Here is a 16,819-nt window from a genome sequence, read left to right as displayed (position 1 = left end):
ACCATGAGGTTCATGAGTGAGGCCCCGACCGTCGAGCCCGTGCTGCCGCCCGCTCCCGGAGCGGAGGACCATCTCGCCCTCGACTTCGTCAACAGCGCCGTCGCGCTGCCCGGCGGGCACTTCGTCGACTTCCTCGGCACTCCGGCGGGCACCAACCGGTGGCTCGCCGAACGCGGTCTCGCTCCGGCCGATGCCGGGGTGCAGGAGATGTGCGCGACGCAACTGCGCTCGCTGCGCGAGAACGTCAGGGCCCTGTTCTCCGCCCGGGTGCTCGGGCTGCCCGCCCTGCCCGCGGCCCTGTCCGCCGTCAACGACGCGTTGAGCCGGGCCCCCACGGCCGCACTGCTGCACTGGGACGAGAAGAACGGCCCCTACCGCGCGGTGCCGTGCCCCACCAACGAGGTGCTCGACCGTGCGCTGGCGACCCTCGCGGCCAACGCGGCCGACCTCCTCACCGGGCCCGACGCCGAACGTCTCACGGCCTGCGGCTCCACCCCCTGCAACCGTTACCTGCTGTCCCACGGTCGCCGCCAGTGGTGCTCCACCCGGTGCGGTGACCGCGCCCGCGCCGCCCGCGCCTACGCCCGACGGGCCCGGCCGAAGTCGGACTGAGGCGGGGCCCCGTGCTCAGGGGGTTCGGTAGCCGGGTGCGAGCCCGTTCGGCCGCGCGGGGTCAGCGCCGGTCGGTGGCCCGGGGATGCCCGGTGCCCGCGAACGTGATCCAGCAGGTGGTGCGGGCGGTGTCCAGGAGGTACCAGATGCGACCGCCGCCGGTCACCTCGATCTGCCACTGCTCGCAGGTCTGTCCGCGGTGGGTGCCATGGGCCAAGCAGCCCTTGAGGCGGTGGTGCCGGGGCGTCTCGGTGGCCGGCCTGGGGTTCGTACGTAGGGTCATCCAGGCCCGATAGGTGTTCTCCCTGGCCTGCTGGGTGAGGCTCTCCCAGCCCTTCGCTGAGGCCGGCCTTCCGGTGCTGGTGGTGCGGCGCGGTCGCCGCGGCCCGCGGTCACGCGGTGCCCCGCGGGTCGGGTGTCGGGCCGTAGTCCTCGCCGTGGTCCCGGGTCAGCGCGGCCAGCAACTCGGGATCGGAGTGCACCTCGGCCGTGTGCTGCCAGGCGATGAGCAGGTGGGCGACGGACGCGTTGTTGCCGAGGGAGTCGGCGGCACGCATGGTGTCGACCAGTTCGACCGCGAAGGCGTGCAGATCGGCGTCGGGCAGGAAGCGCACCCAGGGGAAGGCGTCCGGCAGTATGTCGAGGAGCAGTTCCATGCTCCCGGGCTCTCGGCGCGCCATCGCGACCAGCATCCGCGTGGCTGCCGACACCACAGTCTGGTCCTGCTCGGCCCGTGTCGCGGTGGTGAGGACCAGATCCTCGCCGTCTCTGCGGTGCAGCAGCAATCTCGGTGATTCCTGGAGTCGGGCGAGCGTCTGTTTGTTCTTGTTCACCAGTTCGGAGAAGTTCACAGCAAGGCCCTCAGTGGTCATGACTTTGAAACTACTTCGAAACTCATCGGGGTGCCATCACCCACACGAGCGGTGCGGCGAGGTGGGCGCAAGGAGCGCCGAGGGCGGCCGGGGCTGCGGGCGGGAGTGGTGTACGCCACTGCGTGGGGGGTGGGGGTGTCCACTACTGTGCCTAGTGGGCCGTGACTGGCGCTTGGGTGGGGCACCACCGGGGAGCGGCCTGACGACAGCGTCGATGCCGTGCGCCTGGGCAAGTGGTCCACCACGCCTGGGAGGCGACCGTGTCCCCTACGTCCCCGACACCGACAGCGCGACTCATGGACGGCACCGGCCTCGCCCGACGCCTCGTCGACGAGACCGCAGCCAGAGCCGCCGCACTCACCCGCCGCACCGGAACCGCCCCGTGCCTGGCGACCGTACTGGTGGGCGACGACCCCGCCTCGGTCACGTACGTACGGATGAAGCAGAACCGCAGTGCCAAGGCCGGGGTGGTGTCCCGGCACGTCGGGCTGCCCGCCGACACCACCACCGCGGAACTCGTCGACACGCTCACCGCGTTGTCCCACGACCCCAACGTGCACGGCATCCTGCTCCAGCACCCCGCCGGACGGCACATCGACGAGCGGGCGGCGTTCGAGGCCATCGCGCCGGAGAAGGACGTCGACGGGGTGACGATGCACTCCTTCGCCGCGATGGGCTTCGGGCTGCCCGGCTTCGCGTCGTGCACCCCCGGCGGCATCATGCGGCTGCTCGCCGCGTACGAGGTCGAACTGGCCGGCAAGCACGCGGTCGTGGTGGGGCGCAGCGCGATCCTGGGCAAGCCGGTGGGCATGCTGCTGCTCGGTCGGGACGCCACGGTGACGTACTGCCACTCCCGTACCGCGAACCTGTCCGCGCACGTCCGGGAGGCGGACGTCGTGGTGGCGGCGGTGGGGGTGCCCGAGCTGATCCGGGGGGCGGACGTCAAGCCGGGCGCGGTGGTGATCGACGCCGGGTACAACCCGGGCAACGTCGGTGACGTGGAGTTCGACGTGGCCCGCACCCGAGCCGGTCTGATCACGCCGGTGCCCGGCGGGGTCGGGCCGATGACCATCGCGGTGCTGCTGGCCCAGACGGTGGACGCCGCGGAACGCCAGAGCGCCGGGTGACCGTACCGGTCGCGGTGCGCGTCAGGCGGGGTCGCCGCCTCGGCCCTGGGTCGGGACCAGGGGTTTGGCGTAGCAGCGGCTGAGTTCGCTGTGGCGGTAGTGGCCGAACTTGGCGCAGGGCGCGTAGCCGCTGGACTCGTACAGGGTGATGGCCTCGGGCTGTTCGGTGCCGGTTTCGAGGACCATGCGGGTGCGGCCCGCCGCGCTGGCGTCGGCCTCCAGTGCGGCGAGGAGGCGGCGGGCCAGTCCGCGGCCCCGGGCCTCGGGGGTGACGTACATCCGCTTGATCTCGGCGTCGCCGTCCGCGTACCCCTCGGGGTTGGTGTCCTGGCGGCGCCAGCCGCCGGTGGCGAGGGGGGTGCCGTTCTCGTCGTACGCGATGAGGTAGAGGCCGTGCGGCGGTGCGAACATGGCGGGGTCCAGGGGGGTGACGTCGCCTTCGTCGCCGTAGCGTTCGGCGTACTCGCGCTGGACGCGGTCGTTGAGCTTCACGGCGTCGGCGTGACCGAACGAGACCTGACGTATATGCATGCGGGTTATCGTACTTCTATGCGGTCGGGTGGGGGGGGGTGCACGGCGGCGGGCGCGGGCCCCGTTCAGTGTGCCGGTAATCTGCCGGAATGCTCAGTGTGACCTCTGTCAATGTGAACGGACTGCGGGCCGCCGCGAAGAAGGGCTTCGTGGAGTGGCTCGCGCAGACGGCCGCCGACGTGGTGTGCCTCCAGGAGGTCCGGGCCGAGCCGGAGCAGCTGCCGGCGGCGGTGCGCGCGCCCGAGGGGTGGCACGTGGTCCACGCGCCGGCCGCCGCCAAGGGCCGGGCCGGTGTGTCGCTGCTCACCCGCCGGGAGCCGGACGCGGTGCGGATCGGTTTCGGGACGGCGGAGTTCGAGGACAGCGGACGGTACGCGGAGGTCGACCTGCCGGGGGTCACCGTCGCCAGTCTCTATCTGCCGTCCGGTGAGGTCGGCACCGAGCGCCAGGCGGAGAAGGAACGGTTCACGGCGGCCTTCCTGCCGTACCTGGTGGAGCTGCGGGCGCGGGCGGCGGCCGACGGGCGCGAGGTGCTGGTGTGCGGGGACTGGAACATCGCGCACCGCGAGGCGGACCTCAAGAACTGGCGGAGCAACACCAAGAACTCCGGCTTCCTGCCCGAAGAGCGGGCCTGGCTGGACCGGGTGCTGGACCCGGCCGACGGCGGTTACGTGGACGTGGTCCGGGCCCTGCACCCGGAGGTGGCGGGTCCGTACTCGTGGTGGTCCTACCGGGGCCGGGCGTTCGACAACGACAGCGGGTGGCGCATCGACTACCAGATGGCCAGCGCCGGCCTCGCCGGTCGGGCGCTCAAGGCGACCGTGGAGCGGGCCGCCAGCCATGACCTGCGCTGGTCGGACCACGCGCCGGTCACCGTCGTCTACGGGAGCTGAGCCGCCGCGCGGGGTGCTCCCGCGGGGCCGGCCGGGGAGGTCCGGGCCGGGCGGAGCACCTCGTACTCGCCGAGGTCGACGCGGCGGGTGGCGGCGCGGAACCCGGAGGTGGTGCCGGGCCAGACGGTGGTGTTGCGGCCCTGCGCGTCGAGGTACCAGCTGCGGCAGCCGCCGGTGTTCCAGACGGTGCGCGCGAGCCGTCGTTGGAGGGTGGCGTTCCAGGCGTCGACGGCGTCCGCGCGGGGGGTGAGCGCGACCCGGCCGCCCAGGGTGCGCAGTCGACGGAGGAAGTCGGCGAGGTAGTTCAGTTGGGACTCGATGATGAGGATCATCGAGGAGTTCCCGAGGCCGGTGTTGGGGCCGATGAGGGTGAGCCAGTTGGGGAACCCGGTGGCGGTGGTGCCGCGGAGGGCGTGCATGCCGTCCTGCCAGGACCGGGCGAGGGTCCGGCCGCCGAGGCCGACGACCCGGTCGGCGATGGGGAGGTCCGTGACCCGGAAGCCGGTGCCGAAGACGAGGGTGTCGGCTTCGGTGGCGGTGCCGTCGGCGGCGATCAGGGTGGAGCCGCGGACTTCGGCGAGGGCGCCGGTGACGTGGACGTTGGGGCGGACGAGCGCCGGGTAGTACGCGTTGGACAGCAGGATGCGTTTGCAGCCGATGCGGTAGTCGGGGGTCAGCCGGGCCCGGAGGGCGGGGTCGGCGACGGCGCGGGCCAGGTGGCGCCGTGCGCTCCGTTCGACGAGGGCGAGTTCGCCGGGCCACCGGGTGAAGGCGTGCGTCTGGAGTTCGCGCACCCCCCACAGTGCGCTCCGGCGCAGTCGCAGGGTGAACGGCAGCGTGCGGTGCAGTCGGCGTTCGGCCGCGCCGATCTCGCGGTCGGCGCGGGGCAGCACCCAGGGCGGGGTGCGTTGGAAGAGGGTGAGCCGGGCCACCCGCGGTTGGATCTCGGGGACGAACTGGACGGCGGAGGCGCCGGTGCCGACCACGGCGACGCGCGCGCCGCGCAGGTCGTGCTCGTGGTTCCAGCGGGCGGAGTGGAACACCTCGCCGGGGAAGGTGTCGAGGCCGGGGACCTGCGGCACCGACGGGTCGGACAGCGGGCCGGTCGCGGAGACGACGAGGTCCGCGGTGAGGGTGCCGCCGGTGGTCTCCAGTCGCCAGTGCAGTCGGTCCTCGTCCCAGCGGGCGCGGGTCACCTCGTGGCGCAGCCTCAGGTGGGGGCGGAGCCGGAAGGTGTCGGTGACGTGTTCCAGGTAGCGGCGGATGTCCTCGTGGCCGGAGAAGCTGCGCGGCCAGTCGGGGTGCGGGGCGAAGGAGAAGGAGTACAGGTGGGAGGGGACGTCGCAGGCGCTGCCGGGGTAGGTGTTGTCGCGCCAGGTGCCGCCGACGGCGTCCGCGCGTTCCAGGACCACGAAGTCGGTGACGCCCTCGCGGCGCAGCCGGACGGCCGCGCCGAGTCCGCTGAAACCGCTGCCGATCACGGCGACCCGGACGTGCGGGTGCGGTTGTGGGCGGTGCTCGGTCATCCTGGTGCCTCCGTGAACCTGCTCCGCGTCCGCGCGGGCGGCGGTCCGGTGACGGTGCGCTCCCATCATCGCGGGCGGAACGGTGCGCGGGCCAGGTGACCCCGCTCACGGATCCCCGCCGTTCACACCGGTCGCGGGGGCAGGGGCGGGCGGGAGCGGTCGGGGACGGCCGAGAGGTCGGGGGGCGCGGCGGCCGGGTGCCCGGCGAGCAGGTCCAGGGCGAGGGCCACCGCGTCGTCGAGGACCGCGTACCGTCCTTCGGCCCAGTCCAGGGGGGTGCGCAGGGTCGCCAGGTCGGGTTCGACGCCGTGGTTCTCCACGGACCACCCGTACGCGTCGAACCAGGCGGCGTTCATCGGGACGGTGATCACGGTGCCGTCGCCCAGTTGGTGACGGCCCGTCATGCCGACGACCCCGCCCCAGGTGCGTTGGCCGACCACGGGCCCGAGGCCCAGAAGTTTGAACGCGGCGGTGATCATGTCGCCGTCCGAGGAGGTGGCTTCGTCGGCGAGGGCGACGACGGGTCCGCGGGGTGCGTTGGAGGCGTACGAGACGGGTTGGGCGTTGCGGGTCAGGTCCCAGCCCAGGATGGTGCGGGTCAGCTTCTCGACGACGAGTTCGCTGATGTGGCCGCCCGCGTTGCCCCGGACGTCCACGATGAGCGCGGGGCGGGACACCTCCATCCGCAGGTCGCGGTTGAACTGGGCCCAGCCGGAGCCGCCGAGGTCGGGGATGTGGAGGTAGCCGCACTTGCCGCCGCTCAGGTGCCGGACGACCTCGCGCCGTTTGGCCACCCAGTGCTGGTAGCGCAGCGGTCGGTCGTCGACGAGCGGGACCACGGCGATCCGGCGGGCCGGCCCCTCGCCGCCGGCCGGTCGGAACGTCAGCTCGACGGTCGTGCCGCCGGCGGCGTCGAGCAGCGGGAACGGGCCGGCGACCGGGTCCACCGGGCGTCCGTCGACATGGGTGAGGACGGCGCCCTCGCGCAGTCCGGTGCCGGCGAGCGGGGAGCGGGCCCTGGAGTCGGACGAGTCGCCGGGCAGGATGCGTTCGACGAGCCAGCCCTCGTCGCGGCGGACCAGGTCCGCGCCGAGCAGCCCTTGGGGGCGCTGGTAGTGCGGGGGGCCCTCGTTGCGTCGGGCGGGCGTCACATAGGCGTGTGAGGTGCCGAGTTCGCCGAGGACTTCGCGGAGCAGGTCGGCGAACTCGTCGGGGGTGGCGACCGCGTCGACCAGGGGCCGGTACTGGTCGAGGACGGCCGCCCAGTCGATGCCGCTCATGTCCGGGTCCCAGTAGTAGGCGCTGGTGATCCGTCCGGCCTCCCGGTACGCCTGTCGCCATTCGGCGGGCGGGTCGACGTCGTGCAGGATGCGCCGCAGGTCGATCCAGACGGTGGAGTCGCCGTCGCCGGGTTCCGTGGCGGGCTGGGCGCGCAGTTCGTCCTCGTCCATGACGACCAGTCGGGTGCCGTCGCCGCTGACGGCGAACCAGTCGAGGTGGGCGACGAGTTCGGTCCGTTTGGCCTTGGTGATGTCGAAGTGTTCGAGGGTGGGGCGGCCGGAGGTGTCGGCGGGGTTGGCGAAGGTCTCGCCGAGCGCCCCGGAGATCGGCCAGCGCAGCCAGACCAGTCCGCCGCCGGCGACCGGGCACAGCGCGGAGTACTTGGAGGCGGGGGCCGGGAAGGGGGTGACCCGGTTCTCCAGCCCTTCGGCCTCGACGGTGACCGCGCCGCCGCCGTCGACCGGCTCGCCCTCCTCGGCCGGGTCCAGGCCGCCCGCCGCGGGCCGTCCGTCGGGCAGCAGGGCGAAGGGCGAGGGGGTCGCGGAGGACAGCGGCACCAGGTAGGGGCGGCAGCCGAGGGGGAACGACAGATCGCCGGTGTGGACGTCGTAGACCGGGTCGAAGCCGCGCCAGGACAGGAAGGCGAGGTAGCGGCCGTCGCTGGTGAAGACGGGGTTCTCGTCCTCGAAGCGGCCCTGGGTGACGTCGATGACGGACCCCGCTCCGGGCCCCGCGACCCGGGCCAGCTTGATCGATCTGAGGCTGCGTCCGATGCCGGGGTGCGACCAGGTGAGCCAGGCCCCGTCCGGGGAGAACGCGAGGTCGGTGACCGGGCCGTTCAGCGAGCGGATCAGCTCCGTCACCCCGCCCTCCGCCGCCGCCCCGCCGCCTGCCGACTCCGCCTCGCCGTCCGGTTCCGCCCCGCCGTCCGGTTCCGCCTCGCCGTCCGGTTCCGCCCCGCCGTCCGGTTCCGCCGCGTCCTCGCCGGTGTCGAGCAGGAGCAGCCGTCCGTCGTGCGCGGCGATCGCGAGCCGGTCGCCCTCCGGGTCGGGCACGAGTTCCTGGACGTGGCCGAGCGCCCCGACGGCCAGTCGTCGGGGGGAGCGCTCCTCGGAGGCGCGCGGCAGGTACGCGATCTCGACGGCGTCGGCGCCCCCGGCGTCGGTCACGTAGGCGACGCGTCCGCCGCCGGAGCCGAGCAGGACCGGCAGGCGCACCCGGACGCCGGGGGTGTCGGCGAGGGTGCGCGCGGGGCCGTCGCGGTGGGTGAGCCAGTAGAGGCTGCCGCGCACCACGACCGCGCTGGCCCGGCCGGTCTCGTCCACCGACAGGCCGTCCACGTGGCGGGCGGCCGGTACCTGGTGGGTGCGGCGGCCGGCGCGCGGGCCGCCGAGCCGGACGTCGAGCCGGCGGGGCGTCGCGCCGGGGGAGAGGTCGTCGACGAGCCACAGGGCGCCCGCGCACTGGTAGACGACGCGGTCGCCGTCGCTCGCGGCGTTGCGTGCGTAGAACGCGTCGTGGTCGGTGTGGCGGCGCAGGTCGGTGCCGTCGGGCCGGCACGAGTAGAGGTTGCCGATGCCCTCGTGGTCGGAGAGGAAGGCGATCCGCCCGGCGACGATCATCGGGGACTCCAGGTGTCCGCCGAGCCCTTCGAGGAGACGTTCGCCGTGCAGCCACAGCCGTCCGGTCGCCCCGCCCCGGTACCGCTTCCAGGACGCCGGTTCGTGCGGGGGCTTCCCGGTGAGCAGCAGGGTCTTCGGTTCGCCGTCGAGGGGGGCGAGCGCGAGGTCGCTGACGGGCCCCCAGGGCAGTCGTCCGCCCGGTGATCCGTCGGTGGGCAGCCGGTACGCCCAGCCGAAGTAGCTGAAGGGCTGGCCGTGGGAGGCCACCGCGAGCACGTCGCACTCCCCGGTCCCGTCCCCGGTGCTCGCCTCGGGGGGCGCCCATCCGCAGACCCGGGTGTCGGGCGCGCCCCAGTAGGTGAGGCGTCGGGCGGGGCCGCCCGCGACGGGGACGAGGTGGACCTCCGGGTCGAGGCTGCGCCAGGTGGTGTACGCGATCTGGGTGCCGTCCGGGGAGAAGCGGGGGTGGCCGGCCCGGGTGCGGTCGACGGTGAGCCGCCAGGCCCGGTCCGCGGGCCGGTCGTCGCGGGGCAGCGGGGACAGCCAGAGGTCGTCCTCGGCGACGAAGGTGAGCAGGTCGCCGTGGAGGTGGGGGAAGCGCAGGTAGGCGGGCGGGGCGGCGGTCGCCGCGGCGGAGGGGACGGGACGCGGTGGCTGGCCTGTGGGGTCGGTCACCCCTCCATGGTTTTCCCGGGGCACGGCACCGGCAACTCGGTGCGGTGCCCCGGGACGCGCCGAGCCGTCCTGTGCCGTGGTGCGCCGTGCCCGCCCCGTGCCGTGCCGTGGCATGCCGTGCCGTGCTGTGGTGCAGGACACGTACGAAACCGTTTCGTTTCGCTAGTGGGGTCCGGTACTGTGAGACGCGTACGAAACGGTTTCGTACCGATCAGGAGGCTGTCGTTCCGGGTACCCGTGAGGGGGTATAACGAGGACGGCGGTCAGGAGGCCGCCGCGCGGTCAGGAGGGGGACGAGGATCATGGCCGAAGTGACGATGACGCGCCGCAGCCGGATCACCCCCGAGCGCGAGGCGGAGCTGTACGACGCCGTACTCGACCTGTTGCGTGAGGTCGGGTACGACGGGTTGACGATGGACGCCGTGGCGGCGCGCACCCGATCCAGCAAGGCCACCCTCTACCGCCAGTGGGGGAGCAAGCCCCGACTGATCGTCGAGGCGTTGCGCCGACGGCAGAACACCCATGTCGGCGAGGTCGACACCGGCTCGCTGCGCGGCGACTTCCACGCCATGGTGCAGCGTGCCGACGACTGCGAGATGGAAGAGGACTCGGCGCTCATCCGTGGCCTGGCCATGGCCGTGCACGCCGATCCCGACCTCCTCCAGGTCTTCCGGGAACGCATCATCGAACCGGAACTCGCCGAGCTGGACGCCGTGTTGAACCGAGCCGTCGAGCGCGGCGAGGTCAGTGCGGACAACCCCGCCCTGGGGTACGTCATGCACATGATGCTGGGCGCTTTCGTCACCCGCACCCTGATCGACGAGTCACCCCCCACGCAGAGTTACCTCCTCGACTACATCGACGCCGTGATCATCCCCGCTCTCGGCCTCTGAACACCCCCTGGTCGCGGCCCGGGTTCCGTACGGTCCCGGTCCCGTCCACAGCACCTCCACCTCCCCACGCACCACTGGGCTCCGTCCCGCTCCGTCGGGCTGCGCCCTGCTCCACCTGACGCGACCGCTCACGTCGTCGGGCTGGTGATCCCTGCCCTGTAAGCAACACGACCTGACCGGGAGTACCACTGTCGTGGCCACGTTCCTGTACAAAGTAGGCCGGTTCGCCTTTCGGCGCCGGCACTTCGTCGCCCTCCTCTGGGTGGCGCTGCTGACCCTCGCGGGGGTCGGCGCGGCCACCGCACCGGCCCCCGGGGCCGGCTCCTTCTCCATACCCGGCACGGAGGCGCAGCGCGCCTTCGACCTGCTGGACGAGCGGTTCCCGGGTTTCGCCGCTGACGGCGCGACCGCCCGGGTCGTCTTCAAGGCCCCCGAGGGCGAGAAGATGACCGACAGCGAGCACAAGGCGGTCGTCCAGGACACCGTCAAGGAGCTCAGCTCGGGCAAGCAGGTGGCGAGCGCCACCGACCCGTTCGCGACCAAGTCCTTGAGCGAGAACGGCGAGATCGCGTACGCGCAGGTCTCGTACAAGGTCAACGGCATGGAGCTCAAGGACGACTCCAGGGACGCCCTGGAGAAGGCCACCGAGGACGCCCGGGTCGGCGGACTGACCGTCGAGGTCGGCGGTGACGCCCTCCAGGCGATGCCGCACACCGGCACCGCCGAGATCATCGGCATCGGCATCGCCGCGGTGGTCCTGGTGATCACCCTCGGCTCGCTCGTCGCGGCCGGTCTCCCGCTGCTGACCGCCCTCATCGGCGTCGGCATCGGCGTCTCGTCCATCGCCGCCCTCGCGAAGGTGCTGGACCTCGGCACCACCACGTCCACCCTCGCGATGATGATCGGCCTCGCCGTCGGCATCGACTACGCCCTGTTCATCGTCTCCCGCTACCGCGCGGAACTGGACGAGGGACGCGAGCGCGAGGACGCGGCCGGACGTGCGGTCGGCACCGCCGGGTCCGCGGTGGTCTTCGCCGGTCTCACCGTGGTGATCGCCCTGGTCGGCCTGGCCGTCGTCAACATCCCGGTGCTCACCAAGATGGGTGTGGCCGCCGCCGGGACCGTCGCCATCGCCGTGCTCATCGCCCTCACCATGATCCCCGCGCTGCTCGGTTACGCCGGGCGGAAGATCCGCCCGGCCAGCGCCAAGGGCCGGCTGCGCGGCGGCAAGAAGGCCAAGGACGCCGCGGACGCCCCGGCTCCGGTCGCCGACGCGGAGAAGGTCAACCTGGGCACCAAGTGGGCCCGGTTCGTCCTCCGCCGCCCGGTCACGGTGCTGCTGATCGGTGTGCTCGGCCTCGGTGCCGCGGCGCTGCCCGCCAGTTCGCTGGCGCTCGGACTGCCGGACGACGGCGTGCAGCCGACCGACACCACGCAGCGCAAGGCGTACGACATGCTGTCGGACGGCTTCGGCCCCGGCTTCAACGGTCCGCTGATGGTCGTCACCGACGTGCGTGGCGTCGACGACGCGAAGGGCGTCGTCGACGAGGTCCGCAAGACCATCGAGGGCGTCGACGGGGTCGTCAACGTCTCCCCGGCCACCTTCAACAAGGCCGGCGACACCGCGATGATCACGGTCATCCCGAACTCCAAGCCGAGCAGCACGGAGACCGAGGACATCGTCCACGCCATGCGTGACGCCGGTGTCGGCCTGGAGTCGAAGCACGATGCCGAGGTCTTCGTCTCCGGTGCCACGGCGATGAACATCGACTTCTCGGAGAAGCTCAACGACGCGCTGCTGCCGTACCTGGCGCTCGTCGTCGGCCTCGCCTTCCTGCTGCTGATCATCGTCTTCCGGTCGCTGCTCGTGCCGCTGAAGGCCGCCCTCGGGTTCCTGCTCTCGGTGCTCGCCGCGCTCGGCGCCGTCGTCGCCGTCTTCCAGTGGGGCTGGCTCGGCGGGCTGTTCGGGGTCGAGGAGACCGGCCCGATCATGTCGATGATGCCGATCTTCATGGTGGGCGTGGTCTTCGGTCTTGCCATGGACTACGAGGTGTTCCTCGTGACCCGGATGCGCGAGGCGTACGTGCACGGGGAGCGGCCCGGCCAGGCCATCGTGACCGGCTTCCGGCACGGGGCGCGGGTCGTGACCGCCGCCGCGGTGATCATGATCGCGGTGTTCGCCGGATTCATCGGGGCGAGCGACCAGATGATCAAGATGATCGGGTTCGGTCTCGCGATCGCCGTCTTCTTCGACGCGTTCGTGGTCCGGATGGCGATCGTCCCGGCCGTGCTCGCCCTGCTGGGCGACAAGGCGTGGTGGCTGCCGAAGTGGCTCGACCGCGCGCTGCCCAACGTGGACGTGGAGGGCGAGGGCCTGAAGGACCTCGACACCGAGCACCGCGGTGACCGCGGGGACGACGACCGGGAGTTGGCCCGGGTCTGACCCCTGATCCACCGGTGCGGGGCCCCGGGCGGCGCGAACGCGGCGCTGCCCGGGGCCCCGTCCGTGCGTCCGGTGCGCCTTCCCGGTGCGCCCCGCGCGGGCGGTGCGCTCGGGACCTTTGGCCTAGTGCCTTCCGCCCGGGCGGTGTCCGCCCGTGGACGGTGGGCCCGACCGGCACCGTTCCGATAGCTTTTCCCGTGCCACCTGCTCCCCGGTCGGTGCCCGCCCCTTGGGGAGCCGGTGGCGTGCACACGTACGGGGACGGGCGCGGCCACGGGAGGCCCTGATGAACGTCGCCGAACCGGTCTCCGCACTGTTCCCCGGCGCGTCCGGGCGGATCGTCACCGCACTGGCCCGCCACCGCCGGGCGGGCGGCGAACACCTGACCCTGACCGAGCTGGCCCGCTCCTCGTCCGTCGTCGCCTCCCAACTGGAAGCGGTGCTGTTCCGGCTGGGACTCCTGGGGCTGCTGGACCCGCGGCCCCGCGGCGCGGACGTCCGGATCGTCACCGGTCACCTGGTGTGGGAGGCGCTGGACGGACTCCTCGACCTCGGCCCCGCGCTGCGCGAACGGGTGCGCGTCCGGGCCCTGCGGGACCTCGATCCCGCGCCCCGGTACCTCGGGATCAGCGGTGCGGTGGCCGACGGTACGGCCACCGCACCCTCCGACACCCTGCATCTGACGGTGACGGCCCCGACACCCGTGCCGGACGGCTGGGTCGGCGCCCTGGCGGAACTGGTCCGAGGGCTCGCGGCCGACCTCGGCAACATCGTGACGTACGACGTGACGTACGAGGTGCCGGACGCACCGGCCGCCGAACGGGCGCCGGGAACGGTCACCGTGCTCGACGCCGAGCGGTAGCCGAGTGGTGGCCGGGCGGGCTCAGCCCAGTCGTCTGACGCGCGCCGCGGCCACCGCCGCATAGGTCCGGCCCAGGAAGCGGATCAGCGCCCGCGAGTCGAACTGCACCAGGGACACCCCCGTGGCCGAGTGCAGCTCCACGACCGCCTGCGCGCGCCCGCACGGCCAGATGCTGACCGGGCCGTTGGCCACCGGTGCGGTCAGTCCGCGTTCCAGCAGGTCCCGGGTGAAGACCCAGTCGTCGGGTGCGGTCCCTCCGACGACGCTCGCCGGGAGGGTCATGTGCACGGCTCCGGGGTCGTTCTCGGGGTCGTAGGACAGGAACACGGGCACGGCGGAACGTTCCCCCGCGGAGTCCGTGACGACATGGGCCCGGGCGCGCTCCTTGACGGCGGTCATCGGACGACTCCTCACGCTCGCTGCTCTGCGCCCCCAATGTCGCATATCTTCCTGTATGTGCACCAGGGGTGATCGAGACGGGGTCCGAGGCGGGGTCACGGGGCGGGGGCTGAGGTGGGGTCCGGGGCGGCTCCCGGTTGCTTGCCGCGGCGGCCAGCGGCGGGGCGGGTCCCGGCTCCGGTGTCGGGGCGGCACGGCAGGCGCTCTTGCGGGGTCTGTGCAACGGCGCCATCATCGGACGGCTCACCGGGCCCCCATCCCGTTGCAGTGCCGCGCACTCCCCGACGCCGGAGGCCGCTCATGCACGTGCCCGATGGATTCCTCGACGCACCCGTCTCGGTCGCCGCCGGCGTGTTCGCCGCGGGGGCCGTGGCCGTCAGCCTGCGGGGCGCCCGCCGCGAACTGGACGCGCCCCCGGGCCCCGGCGCCCCCGGCGCGTCCACCGGGGGCGAACGGCTGGCGCCGCTCGCCGGGCTCGTCGCCGCCTTCGTGTTCGCCGCCCAGATGCTGAACTTCCCCGTCGCCGCCGGGACCAGCGGCCATCTGATGGGCGGCGCCCTCACCGCGATCCTCGTCGGCCCCTGGACCGGGGTCCTGTGCCTGTCGGTCGTCCTGCTGCTCCAGGGCGTCCTGTTCGCCGACGGCGGGCTCACCGCGCTCGGCGTCAACATCACCGTGATGGGCGTGGTCACCGTCCTCACCGGATACGTCGTCTTCCGCGCCCTGGTGGCCGTGCTGCCCCGGGGCCGCCGCGCCGTCACCGCGTCCGCGTTCGTCGCCGCGCTCCTGTCCGTACCGGCCGCCGCCCTCGCCTTCACCGGGCTGTACGCGGTCGGCGGCACCACGGACGTGCCGCTCGGCAAGGTCGCCACCGCCATGGTCGGCGTGCATCTGCTCATCGGACTCGGCGAGGCGGCCATCACCGCACTGACCGTCGGCGCGGTGCTCGCCGTCCGACCCGACCTGGTGCACGGGGCGCGGAGCATCGGCCGACCGCTGAAGCTCCGGATCGACGGCCGACTCGTCGACGCACCCGTACCCAGCGCGCTCACGACTCCCCGGACCTCCCGCCGGCGGCTGTGGGCGGGCGGCCTCGCCGTCAGCCTGCTGCTCGCCGGGGCGCTCAGCTTCTACGCCTCCGGGGCGTCGGACGGCCTGGAGAAGGTCGCCGCGGACCAGGGCATCGACGCGGAGGAGCGGGACCACGCCACCGCGGACTCCCCGCTCGCCGACTACGGGGTCGGGGACCTCGGCGACACCTGGCTGTCCGTCGGGCTCGCCGGGGTCATCGGGGTCGGCGTCACCGTCGCCGTCGGAACCGGGATCTTCTGGGCGGTGCGCCGGCGCGGCGGCCCGGACCCGGGATCGGAACGGGGCCCGGCGGACGTGCGGGAGCGGTGACGCGCATGGGCACGGGGACGGGGGCCGGCGTGGGCGCGGGGCACGTGCGGGGGCTGTACCTGCCGGGGACGTCGCCGGTCCACGCCCTGCCGGCGCACACCAAGATCGCGTCGCTGCTCTGCTTCGTGCTGGTCGTCGTCTCGACGCCCCGGACCGCCGTGGAGGCGTTCCTGGGATACGCGGTGCTGCTCGCCGTCGTCGCCCGGCTGGCCCGGGTGCCGGCCGGCACGCTGCTGCGGCGGCTGCTGATCGAGGTGCCCTTCCTCGCTTTCGCGGTACTGCTGCCCTTCGTGGCCGAGGGCGACCGGGTGACGGTCCTCGGTCTCGCGCTCAGCGTCGACGGACTGTGGGGTGCGTGGAACGTGCTGGCCAAGGGCACGCTCGGGGTCGCCGCGTCCGTCCTGCTCGCCGCGACCACGCCCCTGCGGGAGCTGCTGTCCGGCCTGGAACGACTGCGGCTGCCAGGGCCGCTCGTCCAGATCGCGACGTTCATGGTCCGGTACGTGGACGTCATCGCCGACGAACTGCGACGGATGCGGATCGCCCAGCTGTCCCGGGGGTTCGAGGGCAACCGGCTACGGCACTGGGGGGTCCTGGCGCACACGGCCGGGGCCCTGTTCATCCGCGCCTACGAACGGGGGGAACGGGTGCACCTGGCGATGCTCAGCCGCGGGTACACGGGTGCGTTGCCGGCCGCCCGGGAGGTGGCCGCGGTGCCTCGGGACCGGGGGCGCGGGGGCCGGGCGCAGGGCGGTGGGGCGCGCGGGGATTGGGTACGCGCCCTGGCGTTGCCCGCCGCCGCGGTGGTCCTGGGCCTCCTGGCGCGGGCCCGGTGACCCCGGACCCGGACCCCGCGTCCGACACCCCCGCCGCGCCGCCGCCCTCACTGGACGTCCGGGGGCTGGCCCATGCCTACCCGGACGGCCACCAAGCCCTGTACGGGGTGGACCTGCGGGTCGAACGGGGCGAACGGGTCGCCCTGCTCGGACCCAACGGCGCCGGGAAGACCACCCTGGTCCTGCACCTGAACGGCGTGCTCACCGCGGGTGCGGGCAGCGTGCGGGCCGCCGGTCTGACGATCGGCCCCCGCACCGTCCGGGAGGTGCGCCGTCGGGTCGGCATCGTCTTCCAGGACCCGGACGACCAGCTGTTCATGCCCACCGTGCGCGAGGACGTGGCGTTCGGACCCGCCAACGCCGGGCTGCGCGGCGCGGAACTCGCCGACCGGGTCGCCGAGGCCCTGGACCTGGTCGGCATGGGCGCCCACGCGGACCGCGCCCCGCACCACCTGTCCCTCGGGCAGCGGCGCCGGGTCTGCGTGGCGACGGTCCTGGCCACCCGCCCCGAGGTCCTCGTCCTGGACGAACCCTCCTCCCACCTCGACCCGGCCTCCCGTCGCGAACTCGCCGACGTCCTGCGCGCCCTGGACCTCACCGTCCTGATGGTCACCCACGACCTCCCGTACGCCCTGGAACTCTGCCCCCGCTCGGTGGTCCTCAGCGAGGGCGTCATCGTCGCCGACGGCCCCACCGGCGCCGTACTGACGGACCCGGAACTGCTGCGCCGCCACCGTCTGGAGCTGCCGTTCGGCTTCGACCCCCGGGCGGTGCCGCCGCCCGTCACCGGGCCGGGGCCGCACCGGGAATCGTCCTGACCCGGTGGGCGTTACACGCGGTGCCACC

15 protein-coding genes and 1 riboswitch are annotated in these 16,819 nt (G+C 73.3%); of the genes, 9 read left to right on the top strand and 6 right to left on the bottom strand.

Features of this window, described 5'->3' with window-relative positions; translation table 11 throughout:
• Nucleotides 1-12 precede the first annotated feature (12 nt).
• Nucleotides 13-612: a CGNR zinc finger domain-containing protein gene (locus ACFWIA_RS01030; RefSeq protein WP_386999047.1), complete on the top strand. Its 600-nt coding sequence runs from the start codon at nt 13-15 to the stop codon at nt 610-612.
• Between the two features lie 61 nt (nt 613-673).
• Here the strand turns inward: ACFWIA_RS01030 and ACFWIA_RS01025 are convergent, their stop codons facing one another.
• Nucleotides 674-895, bottom strand: a complete 222-nt coding sequence (locus ACFWIA_RS01025) for a hypothetical protein (RefSeq protein WP_386999045.1) — start codon at nt 893-895, stop codon at nt 674-676.
• A gap of 109 nt (nt 896-1,004) precedes the next feature.
• Nucleotides 1,005-1,484 (bottom strand): hypothetical protein, encoded by a 480-nt coding sequence (locus ACFWIA_RS01020; RefSeq protein ID WP_386999043.1) that lies wholly within the window; start codon nt 1,482-1,484, stop codon nt 1,005-1,007.
• A gap of 151 nt (nt 1,485-1,635) precedes the next feature.
• Nucleotides 1,636-1,722, top strand: a riboswitch (ZMP/ZTP riboswitch).
• 58 nt (nt 1,723-1,780) lie between these two features.
• Here ACFWIA_RS01020 and ACFWIA_RS01015 point away from each other — a divergent pair.
• Nucleotides 1,781-2,611 carry a bifunctional 5,10-methylenetetrahydrofolate dehydrogenase/5,10-methenyltetrahydrofolate cyclohydrolase gene (locus ACFWIA_RS01015; RefSeq protein ID WP_386999041.1) on the top strand — a complete coding sequence of 277 codons (831 nt, stop codon included), beginning with the start codon at nt 1,781-1,783 and terminating at the stop codon, nt 2,609-2,611.
• Nucleotides 2,612-2,632: 21 nt separating this feature from the next.
• On the opposite strand, the gene ACFWIA_RS01010 is transcribed toward ACFWIA_RS01015, so the two are convergent.
• The gene (locus tag ACFWIA_RS01010) at nt 2,633-3,142 is read right to left on the bottom strand and encodes a GNAT family N-acetyltransferase (protein WP_386999039.1); all 510 of its coding nucleotides are present in this window, start codon (nt 3,140-3,142) and stop codon (nt 2,633-2,635) included.
• Nucleotides 3,143-3,231: 89 nt separating this feature from the next.
• Here ACFWIA_RS01010 and ACFWIA_RS01005 point away from each other — a divergent pair, with 89 nt between their 5' ends.
• Nucleotides 3,232-4,035 carry an exodeoxyribonuclease III gene (locus ACFWIA_RS01005; protein ID WP_386999037.1) on the top strand — a complete coding sequence of 268 codons (804 nt, stop codon included), beginning with the start codon at nt 3,232-3,234 and terminating at the stop codon, nt 4,033-4,035.
• Here ACFWIA_RS01005 and ACFWIA_RS01000 read toward each other — a convergent pair.
• The gene (locus ACFWIA_RS01000) at nt 4,023-5,561 is read right to left on the bottom strand and encodes a flavin-containing monooxygenase (protein WP_386999035.1); all 1,539 of its coding nucleotides are present in this window, start codon (nt 5,559-5,561) and stop codon (nt 4,023-4,025) included. The genes ACFWIA_RS01005 and ACFWIA_RS01000 overlap by 13 nt on opposite strands.
• 122 nt (nt 5,562-5,683) lie before the next feature.
• Nucleotides 5,684-9,253: a S41 family peptidase gene (locus ACFWIA_RS00995; protein ID WP_386999185.1), complete on the bottom strand. Its 3,570-nt coding sequence runs from the start codon at nt 9,251-9,253 to the stop codon at nt 5,684-5,686.
• A gap of 188 nt (nt 9,254-9,441) precedes the next feature.
• Between ACFWIA_RS00995 and ACFWIA_RS00990 the strand changes: the two genes are divergently transcribed.
• From ACFWIA_RS00990 to ACFWIA_RS00980, 3 genes are all read left to right on the top strand, one after another.
• Nucleotides 9,442-10,032, top strand: coding sequence for a TetR/AcrR family transcriptional regulator (locus ACFWIA_RS00990; RefSeq protein WP_386999032.1), 591 nt, complete (start codon nt 9,442-9,444; stop codon nt 10,030-10,032).
• A 193-nt stretch (nt 10,033-10,225) separates the two neighbouring features.
• Nucleotides 10,226-12,475, top strand: coding sequence for an MMPL family transporter (locus ACFWIA_RS00985; RefSeq protein WP_386999030.1), 2,250 nt, complete (start codon nt 10,226-10,228; stop codon nt 12,473-12,475).
• A 286-nt stretch (nt 12,476-12,761) separates the two neighbouring features.
• A complete protein-coding gene (locus ACFWIA_RS00980; RefSeq protein WP_386999028.1) occupies nt 12,762-13,337 on the top strand; it encodes a hypothetical protein in 576 nt (191 codons plus the stop codon).
• Between the two features lie 21 nt (nt 13,338-13,358).
• Here the strand turns inward: ACFWIA_RS00980 and ACFWIA_RS00975 are convergent, their stop codons facing one another.
• Nucleotides 13,359-13,736 (bottom strand): SsgA family sporulation/cell division regulator, encoded by a 378-nt coding sequence (locus tag ACFWIA_RS00975; RefSeq protein WP_386999026.1) that lies wholly within the window; start codon nt 13,734-13,736, stop codon nt 13,359-13,361.
• Between the two features lie 300 nt (nt 13,737-14,036).
• On the opposite strand from ACFWIA_RS00975, the gene ACFWIA_RS00970 reads away from it, so the two are divergent.
• The 3 genes from ACFWIA_RS00970 to ACFWIA_RS00960 are packed head-to-tail and all read left to right on the top strand — an operon-like array spanning nt 14,037 to nt 16,791.
• On the top strand, nt 14,037-15,137 hold the full coding sequence (locus ACFWIA_RS00970; protein WP_386999024.1) for an energy-coupling factor ABC transporter permease: 1,101 nt from the start codon (nt 14,037-14,039) through the stop codon (nt 15,135-15,137).
• 29 nt (nt 15,138-15,166) lie between these two features.
• A complete protein-coding gene (gene cbiQ / locus ACFWIA_RS00965; RefSeq protein WP_386999183.1) occupies nt 15,167-15,973 on the top strand; it encodes a cobalt ECF transporter T component CbiQ in 807 nt (268 codons plus the stop codon).
• On the top strand, nt 15,970-16,791 hold the full coding sequence (locus ACFWIA_RS00960; RefSeq protein WP_386999022.1) for an energy-coupling factor ABC transporter ATP-binding protein: 822 nt from the start codon (nt 15,970-15,972) through the stop codon (nt 16,789-16,791). The genes cbiQ and ACFWIA_RS00960 overlap by 4 nt, the downstream gene beginning before the upstream one ends.
• Nucleotides 16,792-16,819 lie beyond the last annotated feature (28 nt).

The sequence above is a fragment of the Streptomyces sp. NPDC127068 genome (assembly GCF_042724695.1).
Lineage (GTDB): Bacteria > Actinomycetota > Actinomycetes > Streptomycetales > Streptomycetaceae > Streptomyces.
Note: the sequence above shows the minus strand (reverse complement) of the source record. Positions and strands in the feature narration are given on the sequence as shown.